Annotated in this window: 22 protein-coding genes; 5 read left to right on the top strand and 17 right to left on the bottom strand. The window is 50.5% G+C overall.

The genetic code is table 11. From position 1 onward, the window contains the following. Window positions 1–3: 3 nt before the first annotated feature. From HWI92_RS19885 to HWI92_RS19820, 14 genes are all read right to left on the bottom strand, one after another. Window positions 4–2,475, bottom strand: a complete 2,472-nt coding sequence (locus HWI92_RS19885; RefSeq protein WP_204658535.1) for an ATP-dependent Clp protease ATP-binding subunit — start codon at window positions 2,473–2,475, stop codon at window positions 4–6. A gap of 35 nt (window positions 2,476–2,510) precedes the next feature. Further along, window positions 2,511–3,446 (bottom strand): hypothetical protein, encoded by a 936-nt coding sequence (locus tag HWI92_RS19880; RefSeq protein WP_204658533.1) that lies wholly within the window; start codon window positions 3,444–3,446, stop codon window positions 2,511–2,513. Between the two features lie 24 nt (window positions 3,447–3,470). Beyond that, window positions 3,471–4,628: a hypothetical protein gene (locus tag HWI92_RS19875; protein ID WP_204658531.1), complete on the bottom strand. Its 1,158-nt coding sequence runs from the start codon at window positions 4,626–4,628 to the stop codon at window positions 3,471–3,473. A gap of 11 nt (window positions 4,629–4,639) precedes the next feature. Continuing rightward, complete coding sequence (locus tag HWI92_RS19870) at window positions 4,640–4,843, bottom strand: response regulator transcription factor (RefSeq protein WP_204658529.1); 204 nt, start codon at window positions 4,841–4,843, stop codon at window positions 4,640–4,642. A 137-nt stretch (window positions 4,844–4,980) separates the two neighbouring features. Next, window positions 4,981–5,631, bottom strand: coding sequence for a response regulator transcription factor (locus tag HWI92_RS19865; RefSeq protein WP_204658527.1), 651 nt, complete (start codon window positions 5,629–5,631; stop codon window positions 4,981–4,983). A 265-nt stretch (window positions 5,632–5,896) separates the two neighbouring features. Continuing rightward, window positions 5,897–7,015, bottom strand: a complete 1,119-nt coding sequence (locus HWI92_RS19860; RefSeq protein WP_204658525.1) for a DmpA family aminopeptidase — start codon at window positions 7,013–7,015, stop codon at window positions 5,897–5,899. An 82-nt stretch (window positions 7,016–7,097) separates the two neighbouring features. Continuing rightward, window positions 7,098–8,018 (bottom strand): DUF4249 domain-containing protein, encoded by a 921-nt coding sequence (locus HWI92_RS19855; protein ID WP_229248353.1) that lies wholly within the window; start codon window positions 8,016–8,018, stop codon window positions 7,098–7,100. A gap of 11 nt (window positions 8,019–8,029) precedes the next feature. After that, window positions 8,030–10,396: a TonB-dependent receptor gene (locus HWI92_RS19850; protein ID WP_204658521.1), complete on the bottom strand. Its 2,367-nt coding sequence runs from the start codon at window positions 10,394–10,396 to the stop codon at window positions 8,030–8,032. A gap of 212 nt (window positions 10,397–10,608) precedes the next feature. Then, a complete protein-coding gene (gene folK, locus HWI92_RS19845; RefSeq protein WP_204658519.1) occupies window positions 10,609–11,106 on the bottom strand; it encodes a 2-amino-4-hydroxy-6-hydroxymethyldihydropteridine diphosphokinase in 498 nt (165 codons plus the stop codon). Between the two features lie 72 nt (window positions 11,107–11,178). Continuing rightward, window positions 11,179–11,418, bottom strand: coding sequence for a 50S ribosomal protein L28 (gene rpmB, locus HWI92_RS19840; protein ID WP_204658517.1), 240 nt, complete (start codon window positions 11,416–11,418; stop codon window positions 11,179–11,181). A 90-nt stretch (window positions 11,419–11,508) separates the two neighbouring features. After that, window positions 11,509–12,195 (bottom strand): response regulator transcription factor, encoded by a 687-nt coding sequence (locus tag HWI92_RS19835; RefSeq protein ID WP_204658515.1) that lies wholly within the window; start codon window positions 12,193–12,195, stop codon window positions 11,509–11,511. Continuing rightward, window positions 12,192–13,445, bottom strand: a complete 1,254-nt coding sequence (locus tag HWI92_RS19830) for a sensor histidine kinase (RefSeq protein ID WP_204658513.1) — start codon at window positions 13,443–13,445, stop codon at window positions 12,192–12,194. Before HWI92_RS19830 ends, HWI92_RS19835 begins: the two co-directional genes overlap by 4 nt. A gap of 100 nt (window positions 13,446–13,545) precedes the next feature. Further along, window positions 13,546–14,418 (bottom strand): N-acetylglucosamine kinase, encoded by an 873-nt coding sequence (locus HWI92_RS19825; RefSeq protein ID WP_229248350.1) that lies wholly within the window; start codon window positions 14,416–14,418, stop codon window positions 13,546–13,548. A gap of 14 nt (window positions 14,419–14,432) precedes the next feature. After that, on the bottom strand, window positions 14,433–14,660 hold the full coding sequence (locus tag HWI92_RS19820) for a cytochrome b5 domain-containing protein (RefSeq protein WP_204658511.1): 228 nt from the start codon (window positions 14,658–14,660) through the stop codon (window positions 14,433–14,435). A gap of 132 nt (window positions 14,661–14,792) precedes the next feature. Here HWI92_RS19820 and HWI92_RS19815 point away from each other — a divergent pair, with 132 nt between their 5' ends. The 3 genes from HWI92_RS19815 (at window position 14,793) to HWI92_RS19805 (ending at window position 17,273) form a co-directional block, all read left to right on the top strand. Then, window positions 14,793–15,248 carry a hypothetical protein gene (locus HWI92_RS19815; RefSeq protein ID WP_204658509.1) on the top strand — a complete coding sequence of 152 codons (456 nt, stop codon included), beginning with the start codon at window positions 14,793–14,795 and terminating at the stop codon, window positions 15,246–15,248. 72 nt (window positions 15,249–15,320) lie between these two features. Continuing rightward, window positions 15,321–16,346 carry a thiamine-phosphate kinase gene (thiL, locus tag HWI92_RS19810; protein WP_204658507.1) on the top strand — a complete coding sequence of 342 codons (1,026 nt, stop codon included), beginning with the start codon at window positions 15,321–15,323 and terminating at the stop codon, window positions 16,344–16,346. Between the two features lie 81 nt (window positions 16,347–16,427). After that, the gene (locus HWI92_RS19805) at window positions 16,428–17,273 is read left to right on the top strand and encodes a hypothetical protein (protein ID WP_229248342.1); all 846 of its coding nucleotides are present in this window, start codon (window positions 16,428–16,430) and stop codon (window positions 17,271–17,273) included. A 59-nt stretch (window positions 17,274–17,332) separates the two neighbouring features. Here HWI92_RS19805 and HWI92_RS19800 read toward each other — a convergent pair whose 3' ends face one another. Then, a complete protein-coding gene (locus HWI92_RS19800; protein WP_204658505.1) occupies window positions 17,333–18,163 on the bottom strand; it encodes an aminotransferase class IV in 831 nt (276 codons plus the stop codon). Between the two features lie 179 nt (window positions 18,164–18,342). Here HWI92_RS19800 and HWI92_RS19795 point away from each other — a divergent pair, with 179 nt between their 5' ends. Together HWI92_RS19795 and HWI92_RS19790 are read left to right on the top strand one after the other, a co-directional pair. Continuing rightward, window positions 18,343–19,314, top strand: coding sequence for a polyprenyl synthetase family protein (locus tag HWI92_RS19795; RefSeq protein ID WP_374757907.1), 972 nt, complete (start codon window positions 18,343–18,345; stop codon window positions 19,312–19,314). Window positions 19,315–19,338: 24 nt separating this feature from the next. Next, entirely contained in the window at window positions 19,339–19,959 is a 621-nt protein-coding gene (locus HWI92_RS19790) for a rhomboid family intramembrane serine protease (RefSeq protein ID WP_204658501.1), read from the top strand. Here HWI92_RS19790 and HWI92_RS19785 read toward each other — a convergent pair. Both HWI92_RS19785 and secA read right to left on the bottom strand, forming a co-directional pair. Continuing rightward, entirely contained in the window at window positions 19,951–20,610 is a 660-nt protein-coding gene (locus HWI92_RS19785; RefSeq protein ID WP_204658499.1) for a phosphatidylserine decarboxylase family protein, read from the bottom strand. The genes HWI92_RS19790 and HWI92_RS19785 overlap by 9 nt on opposite strands. A 128-nt stretch (window positions 20,611–20,738) precedes the next feature. After that, window positions 20,739–24,074: a preprotein translocase subunit SecA gene (gene secA, locus HWI92_RS19780; protein WP_204658497.1), complete on the bottom strand. Its 3,336-nt coding sequence runs from the start codon at window positions 24,072–24,074 to the stop codon at window positions 20,739–20,741. Between the last annotated feature and the right edge of the window lie 56 nt (window positions 24,075–24,130).

Raw genomic sequence — 24,130 nt, 5'->3', positions numbered from 1 at the left:
TGGTTAGTTTACCCCTTCCGGAACTACACTTTTAGGATTCCAGGTGATTGCGCCATTTTCGTCGGTATCAATGCACAGCACCGTATCCTTCCCGATTTCCCCTGCAATGATCATGCGGCTGATCGGCCGCCGCAGCAAATTCCGGATCACGCCTTTGAGCGGGCGTACGCCATACCTGGGTGTAAAACCCTGCATGGCAATCTGCCTTCGGGCCTCTGCCGAAATGTCCAGCGTAATGCCTTGTTTTTCGAGCATGTCCGTGAGTCCGCGCAGGTGCATGTCAAATATTCCAACCACATGGTCTTCACTTATAGGTGCAAACGGGATGATTTCGGTAAGCCTTGCCAGAAACTCAGGGCGGAAGTACCGGGCCATGATTTCCATGAGGTCCTGAGAAGCCGGCACATGACCTTGGCCAAACTCTTTTACAATGTGCTCCTGCCCGATATTGGAAGTAAAAAGGATGACTGCATTGGAAAAATCGCCTTCCTTACCCATCCGGTCATGCAGCTTGCCTTCGTCCAGTATTTGTAAAAAAAGGTCAAACACAGATGGATGCGCCTTTTCGATCTCATCAAATAAAACGACTGAATAAGGTTTTTGCCGGATCCTGTTCACCAGCAGGCCACCTTCTTCGTAGCCTACATAGCCCGGCGGCGCACCGTAGAGCAGCGCTGCCGAATGCTCCTCCTTGAACTCCGACATATCAAATCGGATCAGAAAGGACTCGTCATTGAACAGAAAATCGGCCAGTGCTTTTGCAATTTCTGTTTTGCCAGTACCCGTGGGCCCCAGCAGGAAAAAAGATCCGATAGGCTGTCCGGGCCTGATCAGCCCGGAGCGTGATTCGAGGATGGCCTCGCTTAATGCTTTCACGGCATGATCCTGACCCAGAACCCTTTTTTTCAGCACCTCTCCTATTTCCAGCAGCCGGTCGCGCTCGGAGCTTTGCAGTTTTCCCAGTGGGATGCCGGTTTTGGCCGAGATAATTGCAGCAATTTCATTTTTCCCAACCATACCCGTCCGCTCAGCCGCCAGCACACGCAGTGCATCAAGCTGACCAGCAATCTGATGATACAGATACTCAGGATCTTCGGGTACAGAATCCGGCTCTTTCTCCATTCTGCCTGTGAGTAGCGGGCTCAGCCGCTCGCCAAGCTGCCGGGCAAACCAGCGCAGCTCATGCAGTTGCTCTGCCTCATCCACAGCCGAAAGTGCTTCAAGCCCGGCTTGCAGTTCATTGATCTCATTTTCGGATACTTCATCCATGAGGCGCATGGCGGCCATCGTACGATCGAGCAGGTCGAGGGCCACGTCCGGTAAACGCCGGTCTTTGATATATCGCTTCGACAACTTTACAGCTTTCGCTGCTGTACCTGCTGCCACACGAAGGCCATGATGCTGCTCATACGCCGGCAGCAGGTGCTCGATCATGCGGGTAGCAGCAGCTTCATCGGGCTCGTCTACCTTCAGCACCTCAAACCTTCTTGAAAAAGCCTCGTCCTTTTCGATGTACCTGCGATACTCTTCGGTTGTGGTAGCGCCGATGATCGTAAGCTCACCCCGCGCCAGTTCCGGTTTCAGCAGCTGCGCCACGCCCGTCCCGATTGATCCTTTCGGGTCCAGCAAAACATGTATTTCGTCAATAAACAAAATAGCCTTGTCCAGCGTCCTCAATGCGGCCAGCACACCTTTTATACGCTCCTCGATCTCTCCTTTGTAGGAAGCACCTGCTACCAGCGCCCCGGTATCAAGTTCGATCAATCTTGCATTTTGCAGCAGCTGAGGCACTTTTTTATCCATAATCAGCATTGCAAAACCATCTACCAGCGCCGACTTTCCTACGCCCGGCTCACCGGTCAGGATTACATTGGGCTTGCTGCGCCGGCTAAGGATCTCGGCCATTTGCCTGATCTCCCGGTCACGTCCGATGATCGCATCCATTTTTCCGGCAGCAGCTTTCTGTGTTTTGTCTGTCGTAAATTTTTCAAGGTAGCCCTGCCCCTGACTTGCAGGTGCACTGCCGGGGTTCTGGCTCCTGACGGTTTCAGGTGCTGCTGCATTGCTCTGACCCAGCGCAAGCACTTCTTTTTGTGTCAATGGCAGTGATTTGAGCTGTGCAGCCGAAAATGCAATGCCTGGTTTCAGGAGTGCCGCAAGCGTACAGAGCGGGTCGGTATCACAGTTGAGCTGCATGGCCACCAGGTTTGCCAGTTCAAGGCAGGCGGCGGCAGCTTCATCAGCGCCGGGTACTTCGGGCACTTTTACCGACTTCGGACATTCTTCCAGCCGCACTTCGGCCCAGTCGCGCAGGTAACCTACATCTTTACCCGCAATCATCAGCTCGGAGGCCAGCCCTACATCCGCGTGCAGCAATGCCATGAGCAGGTGTGCGGGCCCAAAACGTTCCTGGCGGTACTCGCGTGCCAGCGATCGGGCGATGGTCAATGCATGTTTAAGTGCTTCGGTTTGCATCTTGGTTGTTGGTTTAGGCGTAAAAAGCGGCTTCGTCAGGGTTGATTTTTTTGTAAACCGGCGAGCCTTTCCGTGGCTTTTGTTTTCATTTCCCGATTGGCGGTAGAAAGCTGCAGACCGTCGAAAATCTGCTTGGCCTGCTCGTAGCACACTTTACGGTCGTTTTTGCGAAGGTTTCCCTGGGTCAGCAGCTGGTAGTATCCCTCCCCCTCCGAAAACCGGAGCCACTCGCGGTAAGTGACTGCCTTTCCTGCATTGGCGGCGATGCAATCGTCAAGTTGCTTTTGCAAACCTGCATCTCCGCCGGAGCGCCCGGAGCGGCAATTTTCCAGATCGCGCTGGGCTGTTGTGAGCTTTGCCTGCAAGTCTTTCGTATCACCGCCGCCACCGCCTCCACCACCGCCAGCTCCTGCCATAGCTCCGGCGAGCAGCTGTCTTTCCATACTTTTTATTTCCAGGTCTTTCAGGTTGATCTGGCTGCGCAGATCATTCATAACCTGTATGTCAATGCCTTTGCTGTCCAGCGTTTTCCTTAGTTCGCCAATGGTTTGGCGGTATGTGACCAGAGCCTCCGTCAACCGTGCCACCCCGGTACTCAGCCTCTTGTTCTGCTCATTCCTGGCCGATGCTGCCAGCACATTGAAGTGACTCATGATACCATTGATCCTGCTTTCGATATCCACCAGCTGCGTGCGGGCCGTGGCCCTGGCCATTTCGTCGGTAGCACTGCTGTATATGCCGTCCTGCTGGATCAGCTTGCGTGAAATCAGGCTGAGGGTATCGGTATCGGTCAGCAGCGGTTCCTGCTCTTCCACAATCTCCCGGTACCGGTCCGAGGCGGTGGACTCTACTGCGTCCGGTACCTTCAGCAGCAGCAGTACCGCGGCGATGGGGAATGTAAGCGAGAGCATGTACATGCCCACAAACCTCCCGATGGCAGACTTTCTTTGTTGCTTGTTTTCGGGCTCCATGTTGCTTTTTGTTTTGTGCAAAAACTAGATAGGGCTCCACCGCGGCCGCGGCTTGTCCTGCTGGGGCGGATCTTGCACAGGGCTTTCTATGATAAATACCTGCTGACCTTTGCGTTTTCCAATAAATTCGAGCTGACTGAGCTTGATGAACAAGGCTGCCCACACTTCCAGAAAATGACCGATGGTTTGCAGGCACGGCAAGGCTTCATTGTGCTCATAAGGTACCTGCAACACGGATAGTACCTGCTTTTCAAGGCTCCCGGGGGTATCATCTGCCCACTCTCCCAGGTATCCTAGGACTTCTTCTTTCTCTCTTTCGGTAAGACATTCCAGCACGGAGCGGATGCTGCCAGCCACCTGCACAAGCTGCACAACCATGCAGGCAGGAGGCTGGCTGGGACTCAGGCGCTGAAAGGTAATCTGATTCATGGCTAATACATTGACAAGCTTTTCAACAAGTACCTGAATGCTGTCCGACAAGGTACTTTTCTGATTTTTGGTCCTGATCTTCTGCAGAATGCGGAAGGATGCCGTTTCTATATCGCTGAGGAGCGTACCGGCTTTGTTATACCATTCGCGCAGGTTTTTATGGCTTTTTACAGTTGTGCAAGCAGGAATGAACTCGTGCACTACATGCAGCTCTGTATTGGCATAATCTATTTTCCCGATCAGCAGCCCGCTCCCGCTCCATTGACCTGCATTCACAAAGCCCGACGGTACCAGGCTTAGGGTACATGCGGGGATTGTATACGGATGTCTTACAGGCACTTCCGAGTCGAGCGGCTTGCCCGTGATCTGCCGCTTGAACGGATCCACTGCTATTACAATATAAAATGTATAAGGCTGACCATCAGGCAGATGATACTGTTCCAGGATGCCGGGCACGGCAGTATCCAGCCTTAATCCGTCCTCTTCCCGGATGTTCAGCAGCATACCATTGGGCATGATGGCCCTGCACGTATGCACCTCAATGCGCACCTGCCTGCTGGTATCGCCGAGTACCTGCATGCTGAGCGATTCAGACGTGTCCGGCGGCAGCAATCCATAGGTCAGGGTAGTGAGACCAGCCTGTAAGCCCAATCTGAGCTGATCGGTATGGTAATGATCAGTTTCGGTAAAATGCTGGCGCGAGATCTTCATCCCGTCAACCCAGTTTACTGCCAAATGCCGGACTTCTGCCATTGTATTTTATATTAAAAGCATGTATCCTGAATGTGTATTTTCATGGCTGTTTTTACGAGCCCTATCACCGTTTTGACACCGAACTTCCTGAAAAGACTTCTGCGGTAAACCTCCACGGTGGAAATGCTGATGTGCAGTCTTGAGGCGATTTCTTTCGAGCTCAGCTCGTCCATGATCAGGGCCAGGATTTCGGATTCGCGCTTTGTCAGTTCCATAATTGAAATACTTAGACAAAGTTGCCTGATCGCAGGCACGCATTCAATCGGCAGATACCCTGATTTTTGATTGGTAAAACCCTGAATTTTTCTCAGGGTATGATGTGAAAGTCCAGGGGTTTTCCCTGAATAGAATGTTACACTACGCCCATCCTGACGGCCGCCTTGGTGAGCCCGACCGCATTTTTTACACCCAGCTTCTGGAACAGGTTGCGCCGGTGCGTTTCAACCGTTTTATCGCTGATACAAAGCTCATTGGCAATTCGATTGGTGGAATATTCACTGGCTACCAGCCTCAGTATTTCAACTTCGCGCTTGCTGAGAAAGTCCTTTTTGCTGCGGTTTGGATCATTGCCCATATCATCGGGAGCGGTTTCCGCAAGTTTGAGCATGATTTCCTGCCCGTAGTAAACCTTACCTTCGGCCACTGCGCGCACGGAGCGCTCCCATTCGTCGAGCTCGGCTTCGGGCACGATGTAGCCACTTACCCCGGACCGTACCACTTCCCGGATGGACTCCGCCGAAGCGCCGGGAGCGAGCAGCAGGAACCGGATACGCGAATTCTGTTTACGGATTTTCAAGACCTGCTCCGCAACCTGGCCGGTATGGTGGGCGAATACCAGCACCATATCAATGTCCCTGAGGTAGGAAAGCAAGGCAAACTGTTCGAGGCTGGCACACTTACCAACCAGTTCGATGTAAGATTTTTTCCTTAGCCACTCCGCTACGGCTTCACATTCAAGGGGATGCGGATGCACGAGGCAGGCATGTGTTACAGCGTGTTCCATAATTTGAACCGGGGTATGTGAAATAATGATTCAAAGGTATGCCCCGAAACAATGGCTGGTCAATACGGTAAAGTACAGGAAAATTCAGGTAAGACTACCCGGTTTGCCCTATTCTGGCAAAAACGGGTATTTTCCCCTGATTCAGTACCCGTAATTGAAAACAACAGGTACTTTACAAGGAAAACCCCTACTGGATTCCGCTTACTTTTACCTGTATACGTTGATGATTTCTGATACTTACCTGCGACGGAATACGTAATGTTACCTATTCTTTGAGCCGGCCGTATTTTCGAAGAATTTCGGTGAGCTTGTCCTTGGGGAGCTCCTCTACCTGGTGCCCCTGGGTGCCGGTCATGGTGGTTGCGGCAATAAGCGAGTTGACAATAGCCTCCTCGGTAGCCTCTATGGCAGCCAGGAAAACGGGAGAAGTATAATCATTATGCAGGAAGTTGGAATTGTATGCCGGCTCCGGCGCATCGTGGAGTACGCGGTTTGCGGTGGAGAATGCGATTACATAGTCGCCGCTTCCATTGGCTGCAATTCCGCCTGTTTTTGCCATACCCAGCATGGCACGTTTGGCAAGTCTTTTCAGGTTGCGGGCATCGAGCGGCGCATCGGTGGCGACCACCATCATGCACGAGCCGTCGGAAGACTTGTCCAGCTGGTCCTTAAAAGCATATTTTCCCAGCTCCTTTCCCACAGGAACCCCATTGATTTGCAGTACACCTCCAAAGTTGGTTTGTACCAGAACACCCACGGTATAGCCACCCAGCTTTACCGGCAGCTTACGCGAGGCGGTACCCATGCCGCCTTTGAAACCAAAACACACGGTACCTGTACCTGCCCCCACATTCCCTTCTGCAACCGGCCCGGCTTCGGCTTGTGCCAGTGCATTGAGTACATGCTCCTTGCGGATATGCCGGCCACGGATGTCATTCAGGAAACCATCGTTGGTTTCGCCCACTACAGGATTCACAGACCGAACATTCTCATTGCCCTGCTGGCTGAGCACCCAGTCAATAATTGCCTCTGACGCCGTGGGTACGCTGAGGGTATTGGTGAGTACAACCGGGGTCTCGAGCGTGCCGAGCTCCTCCACCTGCGAGTAGCCGGCCAGCTTGCCGAAACCGTTTCCAATGTAGATGGCAGCCTGTACTTTTTGCTGGAAAATATTACCCTCATGCGGAAGTATGGCCGTAACGCCGGTACGAACATCCGCACCTTCACTCAAGGTAACCTGCCCTACTTTTACGCCTGCCACATCGGTGATTGCATTCAATGCGCCGGTTGGCAGTACACCGATGATGATACCTTTATCGCGTGCGCGCTGCGCATGGACAGACAGGGAGAGTACAATGCATGCAGCCAGTACAATGATTTTCATGACTATTGTTTTTAAAGAAATATAACAAAAAATCCACCTGCAAGCCATGCTGCCGGTGGATTATCATACTTGTAAAATGATTTTAATCGTCGTCGGGCCGGGCTTTTTCGGGGTCGATAACCGTTTCTTTACGCACTACGGCGGAGGCTGAAAAAAGGCCCAGTGCTTTCTCGCCGGATGAATTCTGATTCACTACATTGGAAGGAATGTTGGCAATGGGCGTGGCAAATAGACCACCATTGGAAGCCTGTTCACGAACAAGTTTAAGGTACTCGAAGGCCTTATTGGTAATACTGTGGATCTCCACCCCGACTGCCTGCCCTGCTGAATAAAGGGAGTCGGTAGTAATAGACTCGCGGAGAGGAAGAATGAAAATCAGCCCGTCCGAAGGAGCACCCGCACTAAATGCCGCATCGTAGGCAATGGAAATATTCACAGCCTTATTGACCACTGCTTTTCCATTGATGATGGGCTTGATCCAGTAAGTATCGCCGGCACCCGGAAAATCGCGGGCATAAAACTGGGCTACAAAGCCTTCGCGCGGACCATCGTCAGGCGTGAAAGGCAGCTTTTCATGACGGTAAACAAGAGAATCAATCGCCGGTACGCGTTTCAGCTCGGAAGTAGCCGTATAGGTATCATTCGCATTCTTAACTTCAAGCCGGTAAGTTCGCCCGATGTGACCTAGCGTGTCCAGCGGGGTACTTCCCCAGGTATAATTTCCAGTCTGGGCAGAGTCGGTGAATACAAATTGCTTTCCCAGATTGTCCGTTACAATGACGCTTGCGCCAAGTACCGGCTTGGGTGCACTGTTGTTGAAATACGCCGCCGACCAGGTAAGCCTGATGGTTTGCCTGCCGGGCAGGTTGTTGATCCACGCATCGACGACCAGCTGCTCCGGGCCGCTCTGGGTTTCGAGGTCGATCACATCTTCGCAACTGGTGAGCCCCGCAGTCAGGATCAGCAGCCCGGCCATGCTTCTTAGTACTGATAAATATTTCATTGTTTTCATGGTCAGAATTTAAAATTGTAAGTCAATGCCGGCACAAAACTGCCGATCACGGCATAACGTACTGCCTCGGCTTTCAACGGATTGTCTTCGTTGCCACGCGTATACACAGAAAACGGATTGCGTCGGTTATAAACATTATACACAGAAAACACCCACTCACCCTGACCAGATTTAAAAAGCTTGCGCCTGGATTGCAGCGTGGCAGCAAAGTCGAGGCGATGGTAGGCCGGGATGCGGTTGTTGTTGCGCCCGCCCGCGTAATTGTGGCCCACCAAAAGTCCTCCCACCTCGTAACGGTTGGTAGGAAATGTAGCAGGTGTACCGGATGCAAAGGTAAAGTTGGCCGACAATGAAAGTCTTTTTTTCAGATCATAAATGGCAACCAGTGTAAAATTATGCGGCTTGTCAAAACGGGCCGGAAACCAGTTGCTGTTATTAACAGTCTCTATAAGCCGCTCGGTGCGGGACAAAGTGTAGCTGGCCCAGCCGGTGAGCTTGCCCTTGTTCTTTTTCAGGTAGAATTCTGCCCCGTAGGCACGCCCCTCTCCAAACAGCAGATCACCCGCCACAAACTGGTTGAGCAGCAAATCCGAGCCCGGCACATAGTCGATCTGATTGTACATTTTTTTATAATACACCTCTACGGAAGCCTCATACGTATTGTTGCGCAGGTTCTGGAACCAGCCTAGTGCAACCTGATCAGCTTTTTCGGGACGAATGTTATAGGAGCTGAGCGTCCATACATCCAGGGGTGAACTTGCGGCAGTGTTGGACAACAGATGCAGGTACTGGGCCGTGCGGTTGTAGCTGGCCTTAATGGACGTATTGGCGCCAAGGCCTATGTTTACCGAAGCCCGGGGCTCCCAGTTGCCGTAACTTTTGATCACGTCGCCATCTTCGTAGGTAGTACCGGGAAATGCAGGAACTTTACGCAAGCCTTTTTTTAATGTTATATAATCATACTCGGTACCCGGCCCCAGGCTACGGAAATAAGAGTAGCGCAAGCCATACTGAAGCGAAATCCGGTCGGTAAGCTTCTGTTCGTTGCCAATGTACAGGGCGGATTCATCTGCATACCTGGGATCCAGGCTGATATCCGTATTTTCTCCTTCTGACACTGCAATGGCCTTGCCAGGGCGGGTATCATAGTAAATGTACTGTCCTCCGAAAGTGAGCTGGTTTTTGGGGGTGATGTAAAAAGTAAAATCAGGCTTGATACTGGTGCTGATGATCTTGGACTTCCAGTCAAACCGGTCTTTGGCGCCAGGATCGTTCTGGTTCTGGCCGAGCGAATAGTCGTAGTTGCTGTAATAGCCCGTCAGGTTCAAAAACAGCTTGTTTGAAAAAATATGGTTCCAGCGTGCAGTGGCAGTAGCATTCCCCCATCCGAAGCCGAAGTCCCCGCCTCCAAAGACGTCTTTCCCAAAGTAGCCCGATGCATAAAAGGTATTTTTATCGCCCAGCCGGTAGTTTACCTTGGCGGTAAGATCGTAAAAGTAAAAACGGGAATCTTTCAGATCGGAGTTCAGGAAAGGTTTGGCGAGTATATCTATGTACGATCTGCGTCCGGCCACGATAAACGATCCGTTTCCTTTTGCAAAAGGCTGCTCGTAGGTGAGGCGGGAAAAGATGGTACCCACGCCTCCGTTGACCTCCCGCTTTTTTGTATTTCCTTCCTTCATTCTCACATCGAGAATGGACGAGATGCGCCCGCCGTACTGGGCCGGAATGCCTCCTTTGATGAGCTTTACATCCTTGACCGCATCGGGATTGAAGACAGAGAAAAAGCCAAATAAATGTGAAGAGTTGTACACCGGCGCCTCGTCGAGGAGAACCAGGTTTTGTGAAATATCTCCTCCGCGCACGTTGAAACCCGATGCACCTTCACCCACGGTTGTTACACCCGGCAACAGCTGAATGCTCCGGATCAGGTCTACCTCACCCAGCAGGGCCGGCATTTTGCGGATGGTTTTCATTTCCACCTTATTTACTGACATTTCAATGCTCTTCACATTTTCGTCTTCCCGCTGGGTGGAAACGGTAACCTCTGCAAGTTCATTGGTAGCATCGGACATTTCAATACTGACCGTCCTGTCGGCATCGAGCTGAACTTCCCGTGATACTTTCTGGTAACCGATGTAGGTAAAAACCACCGTGTAGCTGCCGCTGGGCAGTGTAAGTGAGTAAAAACCGTAAGAGTTGGTTACTACGCCCGTTTGTGCTTCCCGGACATACACCGAGACGCCGATGAGCCCTTCTCCATTGGACTGGTCCCTGACGTACCCGCTGACGGTGTGATTGGTTTGCGCCAGTCCGGGCAGGGCAAAAAGGATTGTGAGCAGAATGATTGTACTTAATTTACCTTTCATGCGCTGATTGAATTTTTTCCTGAAACATGACAACTGAAATGCGGTATACCCTTCTTTACAGTGCTGTGAAATGCTGAAAATGTAGGAGGAGAAGCATGCAAAGCAAAGACGAAGATGCGGATTTTGACATAAAATAATGATGAACCTGCAAAAAACGGGAGTGAATGGACGCTACCTGAAAGCAGCAGCCTTAAAAATAAGATGTAATTTTTTCAAGAAAAAAGCACTACTACACTGTCGTCCGCACATGCTGAGAGCAGCTGGGCGGATGTTTGTTTTAAAAGGGGGTGAAGGAAAGCGGGTGCGATTTCGGCAAGTGGTACCAGCGTAAAGCGGCGCTCGTGAAGGCGGGGATGCGGCAGAGTAAGCGGGGCGCTATCTTTCACAATATCATCCAAGTAGAGCAGGTCAATGTCAATCAGGCGGGCTCCCCAGCGCTGCTCACGCACCCGGCCCAGCTCATGTTCAATTTCCAGTATGATGCGCAGTACATCCTCAGCTTCGCATGCAGTTTCAACTCGGAGTACCTGGTTCAGAAAAGCGGGCTGATCAAGCAGGCCCCAGGGTGCGGTTTCGTAAATGGAAGAAGTAACAGTAATCCTGCCTACCCTGCCGGCGATCAGCTCCCGGGCAGCATGCAGCACCTCCGCGCGGTCGCCAAGATTGGAGCCAAGCAGGAGAAAAGCATTGTGGACAGTGGTATTGATCATGCGGCGGCAAATAAAAAAAGGACTTCTGTATGCAAGAAGTCCTTTCCTAATAAATTCGTAATGTCTCTTATCTTAGAAGGTAAGTGTACCTTTTTCGTATGCCTTTTGTATAGTGGATTCGATACCGTTCTTGTTAATGGTACGAAGCGCGGAAGTTGCAACTTTCAACGTAACCCATTCTCCTGAAGAAGGAAGGAAGAAACGTTTCTTCTGCAAATTCGGATAGAATTTGCGTTTTGTTTTATTGTTAGCGTGAGAAACGTTATTTCCGACGCGAGTTCTTTTACCTGTTATTTGACAAACCTTAGCCATAACCTTACAATTTTTCCAAATGAGGGTGCAAATATGCTTAAATATTTTTCACAGAGCAAACCAAGTTCCAATATTTTTCCGATTTTTTAACTACCAGCGCATGCGGAAACCCACCCCATGCACATTGTCGATGCGGATGTCGGGGTCGCCCGAAAGGTACTTCCGGAGCCTCGAAATGAACACATCCAGGCTCCTGCCCATGAAGTAATCGTCGTCTCCCCAGATTGCCTTCAGCAGCTCGTCCCTACGTATAACCTGGTCGGCGCGCTCGGAAATGTATTTCAAAACTTCTGCTTCCCGGAAGGTCAGGTTTTGCGTTTGTCCGTCCAATGACAGGTTGAGTTTTTGAAAATCAAAAGCATATTTCCCGATCCTGGCGGTATCCGGCTTTGCACTTACAGCGATGTCCGACTTACTGCGCCTCAGAAAAACCTCAATCCGGAGTTTGAGCTCCTCAATGCTGAATGGCTTGGTGATATAATCATCAGCTCCGAGCTTTAAACCCTTGATCTTGTCCTCCTGCATGGAGCGGGCCGACAGGAAGAGGATAGGCACTTGGCTGTCGGCATTCCTTATTTTTTCAGCCAGCGTAAAACCGTCCATTTTGGGCATCATGATGTCGAGCACGCAGATATCAAAATGATCCTTCTCAAAGAAATCCAGCGCCTCAGCACCGTCGGCAGCATGTACTACCTCATAATCATACTCTTCCAGATTGTCTTTTGTGGCAAATGCGAGGTTAGGATCGTCTTCTGCGTACAGGATTTTCTTTTTCATTCGGTTGGTTTCTGCGGAATTGTAATTTTGAAAGTACTGCCTTTACCCAGCTCACTTTCGAGGTCGAGGTGCCAGCGATGCGCACGGACGATCTGCTTCACATAGCTGAGACCGATACCAAAGCCTTTTACATTGTGGACATCGCCGTAAGGTATACGGAAAAACTGGTTAAATATTTTCTTCTGGTACTCGGGCGCAATGCCCACACCTTTGTCGCACACGGCTATGACGAGGCATTTTCCTTTCGAGTAGGTTTCTACCAGGATGTCCGGGGTGTCGCCGGAATATTTCAGCGCATTGTCAACCAGGTTGTTGAGCATACACCTGAAATGGAAAGGGTCCGCTTCAATGATATGACTGGCCGCATTATCCTGGAACCTGATCTTACTTTCAAAAGGAAGCAGAACAGACCGGATCACAGCGGATGCATCCAGCTGCTCTTTTTGCAACGCCAATGCACCCCGCTCCGCTTTGGCCATAGACAGCACCATTTCTACCTGGCCCTGCAGGCGCATGATTTCATCCTGTACAATGCCCACATACCTTTTATAGCGGACAGGCTGGGTCACAATATTGTCATTATTAAGAACATCGGCGGCAATGCGGATGGTCGATATCGGGGTCTGGAGCTCGTGCGTCATATTATTGACAAAATCGCGCTGCACTTCCGACAGCTGTTTTTGGCGGAGAATAATGAAAAGTGCATATGCAAAGACACTGACTGCCACCAGCACCAGCACCGACGTCCAGATGGCCCCGTTGATAGAGCCCGACAGGTAAGTATCCTGCTCCGGAAAGCGCACACCAAAGTAATAAGGATATTTGTCGGTCATGATCCAGTTGGTCGTGACGGTAGGCGTCTTGCCACTGTTTTTGGTGCTGAGCGACATGCCGTAGCGGATACGGTTGGTGGTACAGTCATAAATGCCGACCTGAAAATCAGCAATCAGGTTATACTTCTGAAAACTGTCCTTAATGAAATGTTCCAGCAGCTCCGGCTGAGTCGTAGAGTTGGTATTGACCAGGAAATAGGCGGGTGAAAGCTGCTCCACGGGGTTGGTGGTTTGCATGACCCCATTTACATGTGCCAGCTTGGAAGCTACGTCCTGCAAGGCCACATGGGCATTCTGATTAAACTGGCGCTGCCTGATCTGCAATGCCTGCTTTACCCAGAAAATCTGCGTAATGACCACGCCTACAATAAGCGCAGCGGAAAAAACGGTCAGTAGCTGAATAGTTCGTCTGGACATCACAAGGGACTAGCTCACGTTCAATAAAGTTAATGGTTTTAAAAACACCTACCGGCGCTGCAAATGCATGCGGACAGGCCCTTTAACATTTCATTAACGCTTACACATGCCTGTCCCTCCCATAATATTGTACCAGGCCTTCCAGCGGCGAGCGCAGAATGTGGCCGCATTGGAGTGCATGGCTTTCGAGTACCTCCCTGAGTATATCCTGGTAGTAATATGCCACAGAACCCGTAAAATGAACCGGGTACGAGGCTGTATCCGGGTGCTTACAGATGTATTTTTTTACAAATAATGAAAAAGCCTCCTTTACCAGTCCGCGCATAAACGGGTGGGCTATGTGCCCCGCTATAAATGTTGAAAAAGCCGCGAAGTAGCGGTTGGGGTAGGGTTTCCGGTATGCATTTTCAAGTACCGAAAGCCGGTTGATCCCGGGATACGCTGCTGCGAAGGCCTCATGCAGTTCAGCCGGAAGCTCATTCTGAAGATAATGCACGACGAGCGTTTTGCCCAGGTATGACCCGCTGCCCTCATCGCCCAGCCAGAAGCCCAGCGAGCCAATGGAGCGGACGATCTGCCGGCCATCGTAAAATGCATTGTTAGCCCCCGTACCAAGGATACAGGCCAAGCCCGGCTCCCGCCCGCACAGTCCACGCGCCGCACCCAGCATATCGGAAGCAACTTCCAGTGTTTGCACCTTCGGAAAACAGGCCCGGAGTGCTGCGGTCACGGGCTGGCCTGAGCGATCATCTGCGCAGCCAGCTCCGAAAAAGTAAATGTGCTCCACGTGGTCCCCTGCATAGGGTACTACTTCATTTTCCAGTAGCGGGATAATTTCTTCCGCTGTCTGGTAAAAAGGATTGATTCCGGCGGATTGTATGCGCTGGTAGCCGGCAGGCGGGTGCACAATCACCCAGTCTGTTTTGGTAGAGCCTGCATCGGCAATCAGGTAGGAGCTTGAATGCATTGTCATTGAAAAAAGTAGTTTTACAGGAGTTTTCCCACAGCCTGAAAGCGGTCGAACACACGATCGGTATGCGGCGCATCACCGAGTTCCTTGGTGAGGTCCTGCCCGGCCCAATGCTCGTAATGGTGCCCGTTACGCCAGAGCCTGCTGGATGTTACATCGTAGATAACGCCCCGGTATGCACACCAGATTTCCTCCCGGTCCTGGCCGTTGCGCAGTGCAAGCTGTGCCTTTGTATACTCCTTCATAATCGTCAATGTTCCCGCAAGTTAGGGATATCATCCGTGCAGCGGAATTTAAAGTGATCTTCCCGGAATATTTTGACAATAAGACTAAAAAGTAGGAACTTGGCGTTTGAAAAGAAATCCGGAACTCAGAATATGAAGAGACATTACGCGCTGACCGGCGTTTTTATCCTGGTAATTACTTTAATAGCAGGAGGTTGTAAGGAAAAGGTTAAGCCTTTATCAGAGCGCATCGCCAAGGCCTGGACGGCGGAATCGGTAAAGCATGGAAGTTCGGCGGTATATACCCGGGGAGGATCCAGCAATACGGTGCCCGGCTATGCATCATTCAGGCTTACGCTGGCCAATAACTCGGGCGTACAGACTGCTACTTATACGGAGTTTGAAGGAAGTACCTTTACCGGCAACTGGGCGCTGGAAGGCGAAAGCAAGCTGATCCTCAGCGGCCTTAATCCTGCCCCTACTGGCAGCGGCGGTACACTGGAGTTTACCATTAATTCCATTGAAGACACCAAGCTGGTACTTACACGCATCACAGCCAGTCCGAAAACAGGAGGTACCATTAACGAATATACACTGACAAACCCGTAAACGTTTTTCAGTTCAGACATCCAAAGCCACTTCTCCCGGGAAGTGGCTTTGCTTTTTATGTATTTTTACAAAATGGAAACAAGAACAGAAATCAGCAGCCTGGGTGAATTCGGGCTTATAAAAAGGATTAATGAAGGCGTAAGTACCCAGCTTCCCGACACGGTGAAGGGCATTGGGGACGATGCGGCTGTGATTGATAACGGTGAAGATTTCGGCTTGCTGTCGTCGGACTTTTTTCTGGAAGGTGTTCATTTCGACCTTACATTTTTCCCCCTCAAACACCTCGGCTATAAAGTTATTGCCGCAGCGGTGTCCGACATTGCGGCCATGAATGGCATACCAAGGCAGGTGATCGTAAACGTGGCGCTCAGCAACCGCTTTTCAGTGGAGGCTGTAGATGAATTGTACCTGGGCATCAAAACCGCCTGCCGCGACTTCAATGTGGACCTGACAGGGGGCGACACAGCTTCGTCCCGGACGGGCCTGCTTATTTCCGTCAGTGTTTTGGGCAGGGTAAAAAAAGACCGGATCGCGTACCGCAATACTGCAAAACCCAATGATCTGCTATGCGTTTCAGGCGATCTGGGCGGTGCATACCTGGGTCTGCAGCTGCTGGAACGTGAGAAGCAGGTATTTCTTGTAAACCCGCAAATGCAGCCCGAGCTGGACGGTAAAGATTATGTGATCCAGCGTCAGCTACGGCCTGAGGCGCGCATGGATGTAGTGTATGAGCTGGAAGAGGCAGGTGTAATTCCTACCGCCATGATCGACGTATCCGACGGGCTGGCTTCGGATCTGCTGCATTTGTGTGCACAGTCCGGTGTAGGGGCGGTCATCTTTGAAGACCGGCTGCCGATTGACGATCAGTCATTCCTGGCTGCATCGGAGCTGAATATCGGGGCAATTACCGCTGCATTGAACGGAGGAGAAGATTATGAGCTTCTTTTTACGGTATCGCAGAGTGATTATGAAAAAATCCGTAACAATCCCAAGATCACGTTCATCGGCTACATGACCGACAATAAGGAAGAAGTGGTGCTTCATACCAAGTCCGACAACCGTGTACCAGTCACGGCACAGGGTTGGAGCAATGTTTAATATAAAGTGACGCAACCCTGAAAGATTTTTCATCGTACTCGCCAGAGAACAGCTCATCTCTAACATTAAATCTCGAGTACGATGAAAATTTTTGCATTCGCCCGCATGCTGTGGGCCCTGAGCCTGGTAGCGTTGTTTACCATTTCCTGCTCAGACAATGATGGTGATGGTACCACACCTGAACCGGCAGCCAATGTCAAGCTGCAATCAACAACCCTGGGCCAGGTACTGGCCGACCAAAACGGCCGTACGCTTTATTTCTTTTCCAAGGACCTTACGGGTGCTTCTACCTGCACGGGCAACTGCCTGCAAGCCTGGCCTGCATTCACAGTGACCGATCTCAACCTGGCTGACGGCCTTGATTCCACTGTTTTTTCAACCATAACCCGTCCGGACGGAGCCAAGCAGGTGACGTACAAAGGCTGGCCGCTCTACTATTACAAGGATGATGTTGCCGCAGGTGATGTAAAAGGTGAAAATGTAGGTGGTGTCTGGTTTGTGGCCAAAACAAACTATTCCGTTATGCTGGCCAATGGTCAGCTGGTAGGCAACGACGGCAAGTCGTACAAAGCCGATCAGACCGAAGGTACTGCCGAGACCCAGTTTTTTGTGGACGGAATGGGCAGAACGCTTTATGCATTTGCCAATGATAAAAACAAGAAGAACAACTACACCAAGGAAGATTTCAGCAACGATGGCGTGTGGCCGATTTACATTTCGGAAATCAATGACCTGCCATCTGTGATGGACAAATCTTTGTTCTCGGTGATCGATGTTTTCGGAAAAAAACAGTTGACCTACAAAGGCTGGCCGCTGTATTATTTCGGGCCTGATGCGAAGGTACGCGGTGCAACCAAGGGTGTAAGCGTACCAAGGCCCGGTGTCTGGCCGATCGTCCAGATTAATTCACCAAGTGCACCTAACTAAATTGGATTCATTGCTGGTAGTTCAGAAATCGGCGGCTATAAAGCCGCCGATTTTTTCATTTATCTCCCCCAGCTTTCCACATATTTTTCAAACAATCCCTGCAAAAACAATGTCTGCTTTCCGGCAGTACCATCGCCGATCTGCCGGTCGCCTACCTGCACAATGGGCATTACCCACTTGGTACTGCTGGTGGTAAAAACTTCATCTGCGTCCAGCAACTCCTGCAAAGTAAGCGTACGCTCCACTACCTGCATGTGTGGGGCCGCGAGCTCCATGACCACGCGCCGGGTGATACCATGCAGCACATTGCGGTCGGCGGTAATCAGCTGGTTACCGGATATGATGAATACATTACTCCGCGTGAGCTCGCTCACTTCCCCGTTTTTGTAAAATAAAAGATCAGAAGCCTGCTGACGCTCCATTTCGTCGGCCATGAGGATCATATGTACGTAGTTGGTACTCTTGATTTCGGGCAGGTCGCGGACATATTCGTAAGGTAGTACCTTGATCCCTTTCAGTTTCCCGGCCGGATTGTCGCGCGGGAGCGGCTCCGTGCGGATCAGAAAATTGGGCTGCACCACATGTACGCTGTCAGGTGCATAGCCACCCGTCAGTACAAACCGGAAAGTTACTTCCTGCTCTCCGGAGAGGGCATGCAGGTCGGCCAGAATCCGGGAAGTAGCTTCCTTGGTGAGCGGCAGGGAAAGTTTCAGCAACCGGGCAGAGTTCTCGAACCGCGCCCAGTAATCGTCCCACCGGAATGGCACCCCATTGTACGTCCGGAAAAAATCAAACAAGCCGTAACCACGCAGCAGGCCCAGGTCATTGGTCTTGAAGAGAGCGGTATCAACAGGAAAAATCTCCCCATTGAAATATTGATGAAAAGGCATATGCAGTACAATATGAGCGTTTTTTCCAAAGATATCGAAATGCCGGTCAGCAGGGCTGCTCAGCCATAAATAGAATTTAATAAAACTTTACGGCACTATTTGCCTACTTTGCAACAACACTGCATACACATAGCGATCCATTTATTTCCAGGGCCGGACTGGTCCAGCGCATACCGATGATTACGCCAGAACTATTGCTGCAAGAGCTGCAAACAGCATTTTCCAAACATAAATACGGTGCAGAACCCGGGGAGCTTTACGCACCCATTGGTTACATCATGTCACTTGGCGGCAAGCGCTTCCGTCCGCTGCTGACCCTGTTGTCGGCCTCCATTTATACAGACGAATGGCAAAGTGCCCTGCGGCCTGCCATGGCGGTGGAGGTTTTTCACAATTTTACACTCATGCACGACGACATCATGGACAATGCGCCACTGCGCCGCGGCGAGCCTACGGTGCATGAAAAGTGGAATGCCAATACGGCTATTTTGTCCGGAGATGTCATGCTGATCCGCGCTTACGACCTGCTGCTGGGCATCCGGCCCGAACTGATGGGAAAGGTGCTGGCAAGGTTTAATCAGACTGCGGCAGAAGTGTGTGAAGGACAGCAGCTTGATATGAATTTTGAGAAACGGTGGGATGTGACCGAGGCTGAGTACCTCAACATGATCCGGCTGAAAACGTCTGTTTTGCTGGGTTTTGCACTCGAACTCGGCGGACTGCTCACCGGGGCTGACGAGGCTTCTTTACAGCTATTATATGCAGCCGGAGAAAATATGGGTATGGGTTTTCAGTTAAAGGATGACCTGCTGGATGTATTCGGCGATCCGGCTAAGTTTGGCAAGCAGGTAGGCGGGGATATTATTTCAAATAAGAAAACATTCCTGCTGATTGAAGCCCTGAGCCGGGCTGAGGGCACATACCGGACTGACCTTGAATACTGGATCAATGCGGCGGATTTTGACAAAAACGAAAAGGTACAGGCCGTGACAAAGATTTACGAAGCCCTTGATATCCGTACTTTTACCGAGCAGAAGATCAGGGAATATTTTGAAAAAGGATTGAATGCACTGGAAGGTCTGCCGGCTCCGGACGGGCGAAAAATACCTTTGTGGCAGTTTGTTCACCAGTTGGTAGAAAGAGATAAATAATTCAGGTTTTTAGCAAAAATTACAATGTCAATTACCCTTATTTTAGTCATTATCACGTCAGGTATCAGCCTGTATGCGCTTAATAATTATGGTTTAATGGATAAGATGGTGCTCAATCCGCACCGTGTTACCAGCCGCAATGAGTACTATCGGTTTATTTCGTCAGGCTTTGTGCATGCCGATTTTGGACATTTGATCTTTAACATGCTGAGCTTGTGGTTTGTAGGCGAAGGTATTGAGCGCCTGTTTGCATTCCTGTTTGGCTCGGGAGGTACGTTTTACTACTTGCTTCTGTACATACTTGGTATTATTGTAGCCGACATTCCGACGTTTCTCAAACACCGCAAAAACCCGAACTACAATTCTCTGGGAGCCTCGGGAGGCGTAGCTGCGGTTTTGTTTGCTGCAATCCTTTTTTCTCCATTAATGCAGGTTTGCCTGTATTTCTTTATATGCATGCCGGGCTTTATTTTCGGATTGCTTTTCCTGGGTTACTCTTACATTGAGGGGCGCAGGGGTACGAGCTATGTCAATCATAGCGCACACATGTACGGGGCAATTTTCGGAATGGTATTTATGGCTGTGGTATATCCGAGTTCGGTACCTGGATTTTTTCAGCAGATACTGAGCTGGCGTCTATTTTAATTCTGCCAGTACGGTCACGCTGCCCACTGTTTTATCCTGAAGATTAACTTTTACTTCCGCATCAAGGGGAATAAAAATATCCACGCGGGAGCCGAATTTGATAAAGCCCATCTCGGTGCTTTGCTCCACTTGGTCGCCTTCCTTCACATACCAGCGGATGCGGCGGGCTGCTGCCCCTGCAATTTGCCGGAACAGTACTTCAATGCCTTCAATGGTACGGATCACCACCGTAGTACGCTCATTTTCAGTACTTGACTTGGGGTGCCAGGCTACCAGGTACAACCCCGGGTGGTAACGAAAGTACTTGATCACGCCGCTGATGGGGTTCCAGTTAATGTGAACGTTCAGGGGCGACATGAAAATGCTGATCTGCCGCTTGGGCTCCTTAAAATACTCCGATTCCACTACTTCTTCGATAACCACCACCCGCCCGTCGCACGGCGCTACAATCTGCCGGTCACTTTGATGAACAATGCGTTTGGGAACCCTGAAAAACTGTGTAACCAGCAAAAAGATGATGATACTCCCGATCAGGATCAGCCTGGGTATCCAGTAACCATCAGGAAGAAGGTAGTTGATGCCGACATTGATCAGTATTAAAACGATGGCCGTTACAGCCATAATCGTATATCCTTCTTTGTGCAGTTTCATTCAGGGGTCAATTTGGTTCAACTTGCTTTATGTCGCAAATATCGGATAATTCCTGATTTAAGAAATCAAAAGCCCCGGCAGTCTGTTCAGACGGACGGGGCTTTTTGTTGTATTTGACTGAGCAAGAACTATTCAATTACGACGCAATCGCCATTTTTAACTTCCTGCTCCACTTTCTTGAACTTCACATCCCGGAGAATGCGGCCATCGCGGTACTGCACGGAAACCTTCTGGTTCCTGTCCGCAATTTTGATCGTACGTACAGGCTGTGCCCTGGTAGCAGACTCAGACTGGCCGTCAAATAAATCCTCGGCATCGGCATAATCCTCTTCCCGGTTGGTATGCAGCTCGGGCACGGGTGCAGGACGGCGTACAGGCTGCTGCAGAACAGGCGCAGGCGCTGCTTCTTCCTGCGGGATATCGGCTTTCATCAGGAAGGATATCATATCAAAGTTTACCTTCGAAAGGAAGCGCTTGAACAGCTCAACCGATTCGAATTTATAGATCAGCAAAGGATCCTTCTGTTCAAAAACGGCATTTTGTACAGACTGTTTCAGGTCATCCATCTCGCGAAGGTGCTCCTTCCATTCCTGGTCGATCAGCGACAGAACGATCGCTTTCTCCATTTCATTGGTGATCTCGCGTCCATCATTGGTAATCGCCTTTTTGATGTTGACCACAACTCCGGCCTGGCGGATACCGTCACTGAACGGAATCATAATGTCGGATACCGCACCTGCCCGGTCCACCAGTATTGACGTCAGTACAGGAAGTGCCTTATTCGAAATCTCCTGATTCTTGCCCTGGTATTGTGCTTCTGCCGCATCGTACAATTTTTGGGAGCGATCGGCAGGTTTGAGCAATGCATATTCATTTTCGTTGAACGGCAGCTCCATAGCCAGCGTAGTTATCGCTGCCAGTTCCAGCTCGGCATACGTTCCGGCTGTATTAACCAGCTCGTCACATACATCATACAGGGTATTGGCAATATCCACCGCCAGACGGTCTCCGAACAATGCATTACGCCGACGTGTATAGATCGCTTCACGCTGGTAGTTCATGACATCGTCATATTCCAGCAGGCGTTTACGCATTCCGAAGTTATTTTCCTCTACCTTTTTCTGCGCACGTTCAATGGATTTGGTAATCATACCGCTCTGGATCACCTCTCCTTCTTCGAGGCCCATACGGTCCATCACCTTCGCCATCCGGTCTGAGCCGAAAAGGCGCATCAGGTTATCTTCCAGAGACACAAAAAACTGGGACGATCCGGGGTCACCCTGGCGACCAGACCGGCCACGCAGCTGCCTGTCAACACGCCGGCTCTCGTGGCGCTCGGTACCTATAATCGCCAACCCTCCCGAGTTTTTGGCTTCCGGAGTCAGCTTGATATCCGTACCACGACCCGCCATGTTGGTAGCGATTGTCACGGTTCCGGGCTTACCAGCCTCAGCCACTACTTCGGCCTCACGCTGGTGCTGCTTTGCATTCAGTACCTGGTGGGGGATCTTGCGCAGGGTCAGCATCCGGCTGATGATTTCGGAATTTTCAACCGACGTGGTACCTACAAGTACCGGTCTCCCGGCTTCCACCAGTTCCACAATCTCGTCGGTAACTGCATTGTACTTCTCACGCACCGACCGGTATACTTTATCTTCCTGATCTTTCCGGACAATACCCTTATTGGTCGGGATCGATACTACGTCCAGTTTATAAATTTCCCAGAATTCACCTGCTTCTGTTTCCGCAGTACCGGTCATACCGGCCAGCTTGTGGTACATCCTGAAGTAGTTCTGGAGCGTAACGGTAGCGTAGGTCTGGGTAGCATCCTCCACCCGCACGTTTTCCTTGGCTTCGATCGCCTGGTGGAGTCCGTCAGAGTAGCGGCGACCCTCCATGATACGGCCGGTCTGCTCGTCTACAATTTTGACCTTACCATCAATAATTACGTACTCCACATCTTTTTCAAAAAGCGTAAATGCTTTCAAAAGCTGATTGACCGTGTGGATACGCGCCGTTTTTACAGAATAATCACGTATTAATGCCTCTTTCCTGATCACACGCTCCTGCTCTGAAACAGAGGCGTCTTTTTCAATGGCATCCAGGTCTACTGCAATGTCGGGGAGGATAAAGAAGTTGGTTTCTTCGGATTCTCCTGTCAGGAAGTCAATTCCTTTCTCGGTAAGCTCAATGCTGTTATGGCGCTCGTCGATGGTGAAGTAAAGCGGTTCATCCGCCTGCGGCATCAGCTTCTGATTTTCAGCCAGGTAAATGGATTCCGACTCCTGCATGGTCGCTTTAATGCCCGGCTCACTCAGGTATTTGATCAGCGGCTTGTACTTGGGCATACCGCGGTGTGCCCGGAACAGTGCCAGTCCGCCTTCTTTTTTATCTCCTGCTGCAAGCTTTCTTTTGGCATCATTCAGGAACTCCATCGCCAGCCTTTTTTGTGCTTCCACAATCCTTGACACGCGGGGTTTCAGTTCCAGGTACTCCTGCTCATCACCTCTTGGTACCGGACCACTAATGATCAAAGGCGTACGCGCATCATCGATTAAAACGGAGTCAACCTCATCCACCATGGCGAAGTGGTGCTTGCGCTGAACGAGCTCCTCAGGCGTGCGTGACATATTGTCACGCAGGTAGTCAAACCCGAACTCATTGTTGGTACCGTAAGTAAGGTCTGCTTTGTACGCATTGCGCCTGGCTATGGTATTTGGCTGGTGACGGTCGATACAATCTACCGCCATACCATGGAACTCAAACAAAGGCGCATTCCACTCGGCATCCCGTTTGGCCAGGTAGTCATTTACTGTAACGATATGCACGCCCTGACCTGCCAGTGCGTTGAGGAATGCAGGCAGGGTAGCGACCAGGGTCTTACCTTCACCTGTCGCCATTTCGGCGATTTTACCCTGGTGCAATACCACGCCACCAATAAGCTGCACATCGTAATGTAACATGCTCCATTTGATGGGCTGGCCGATCACATCCCAGGTAGTGTTCCACACTGCTTTATCGCCTTCAATAGCTACGTGAGCCTTTCTGCCTGCTATTTCACGATCGAACTGGGAAGCTGTAACTTCAATTCTATCGTTATCTTTAAAACGGCGGGCTGTATCTTTAACAATAGCGAATGCCTTGGGAAGGATATCGAGCAGCACTTTTTCAAGTTCCTTGTCGCGGTCCTGTTCAAGGGTATCAATTCTTTTAAAAATTGCTTCTTTTTTATCAACATTCGGCTCGTCAGCGGCTTGCTGGCGAAGTGTGTCCAGCTGATTGTCGATGTCCTGGAGACTCGTTTTTATCTGCTGCTTCAGTCCTTCCGACTGCGCACGAAGTTCGTCATTGGTCAGCGAAGCCAGGAGGGCATACTCGGCATTGATCTTGTCAACATAAGGATTGAGCTCCTTGAGATCGCGCTCCGATTTAGTCCCAAATAGCTTTGAAAATATTTTAAACATGACTTTATATATGTTTTTGACGCAGTTTCAGTTCCGTTAAAAACATCAGGCCGATA

The organism is Dyadobacter sandarakinus (assembly GCF_016894445.1).
Classification (GTDB): domain Bacteria; phylum Bacteroidota; class Bacteroidia; order Cytophagales; family Spirosomataceae; genus Dyadobacter; species Dyadobacter sandarakinus.
This window is presented reverse-complemented; position numbering and strand designations above follow the sequence as displayed.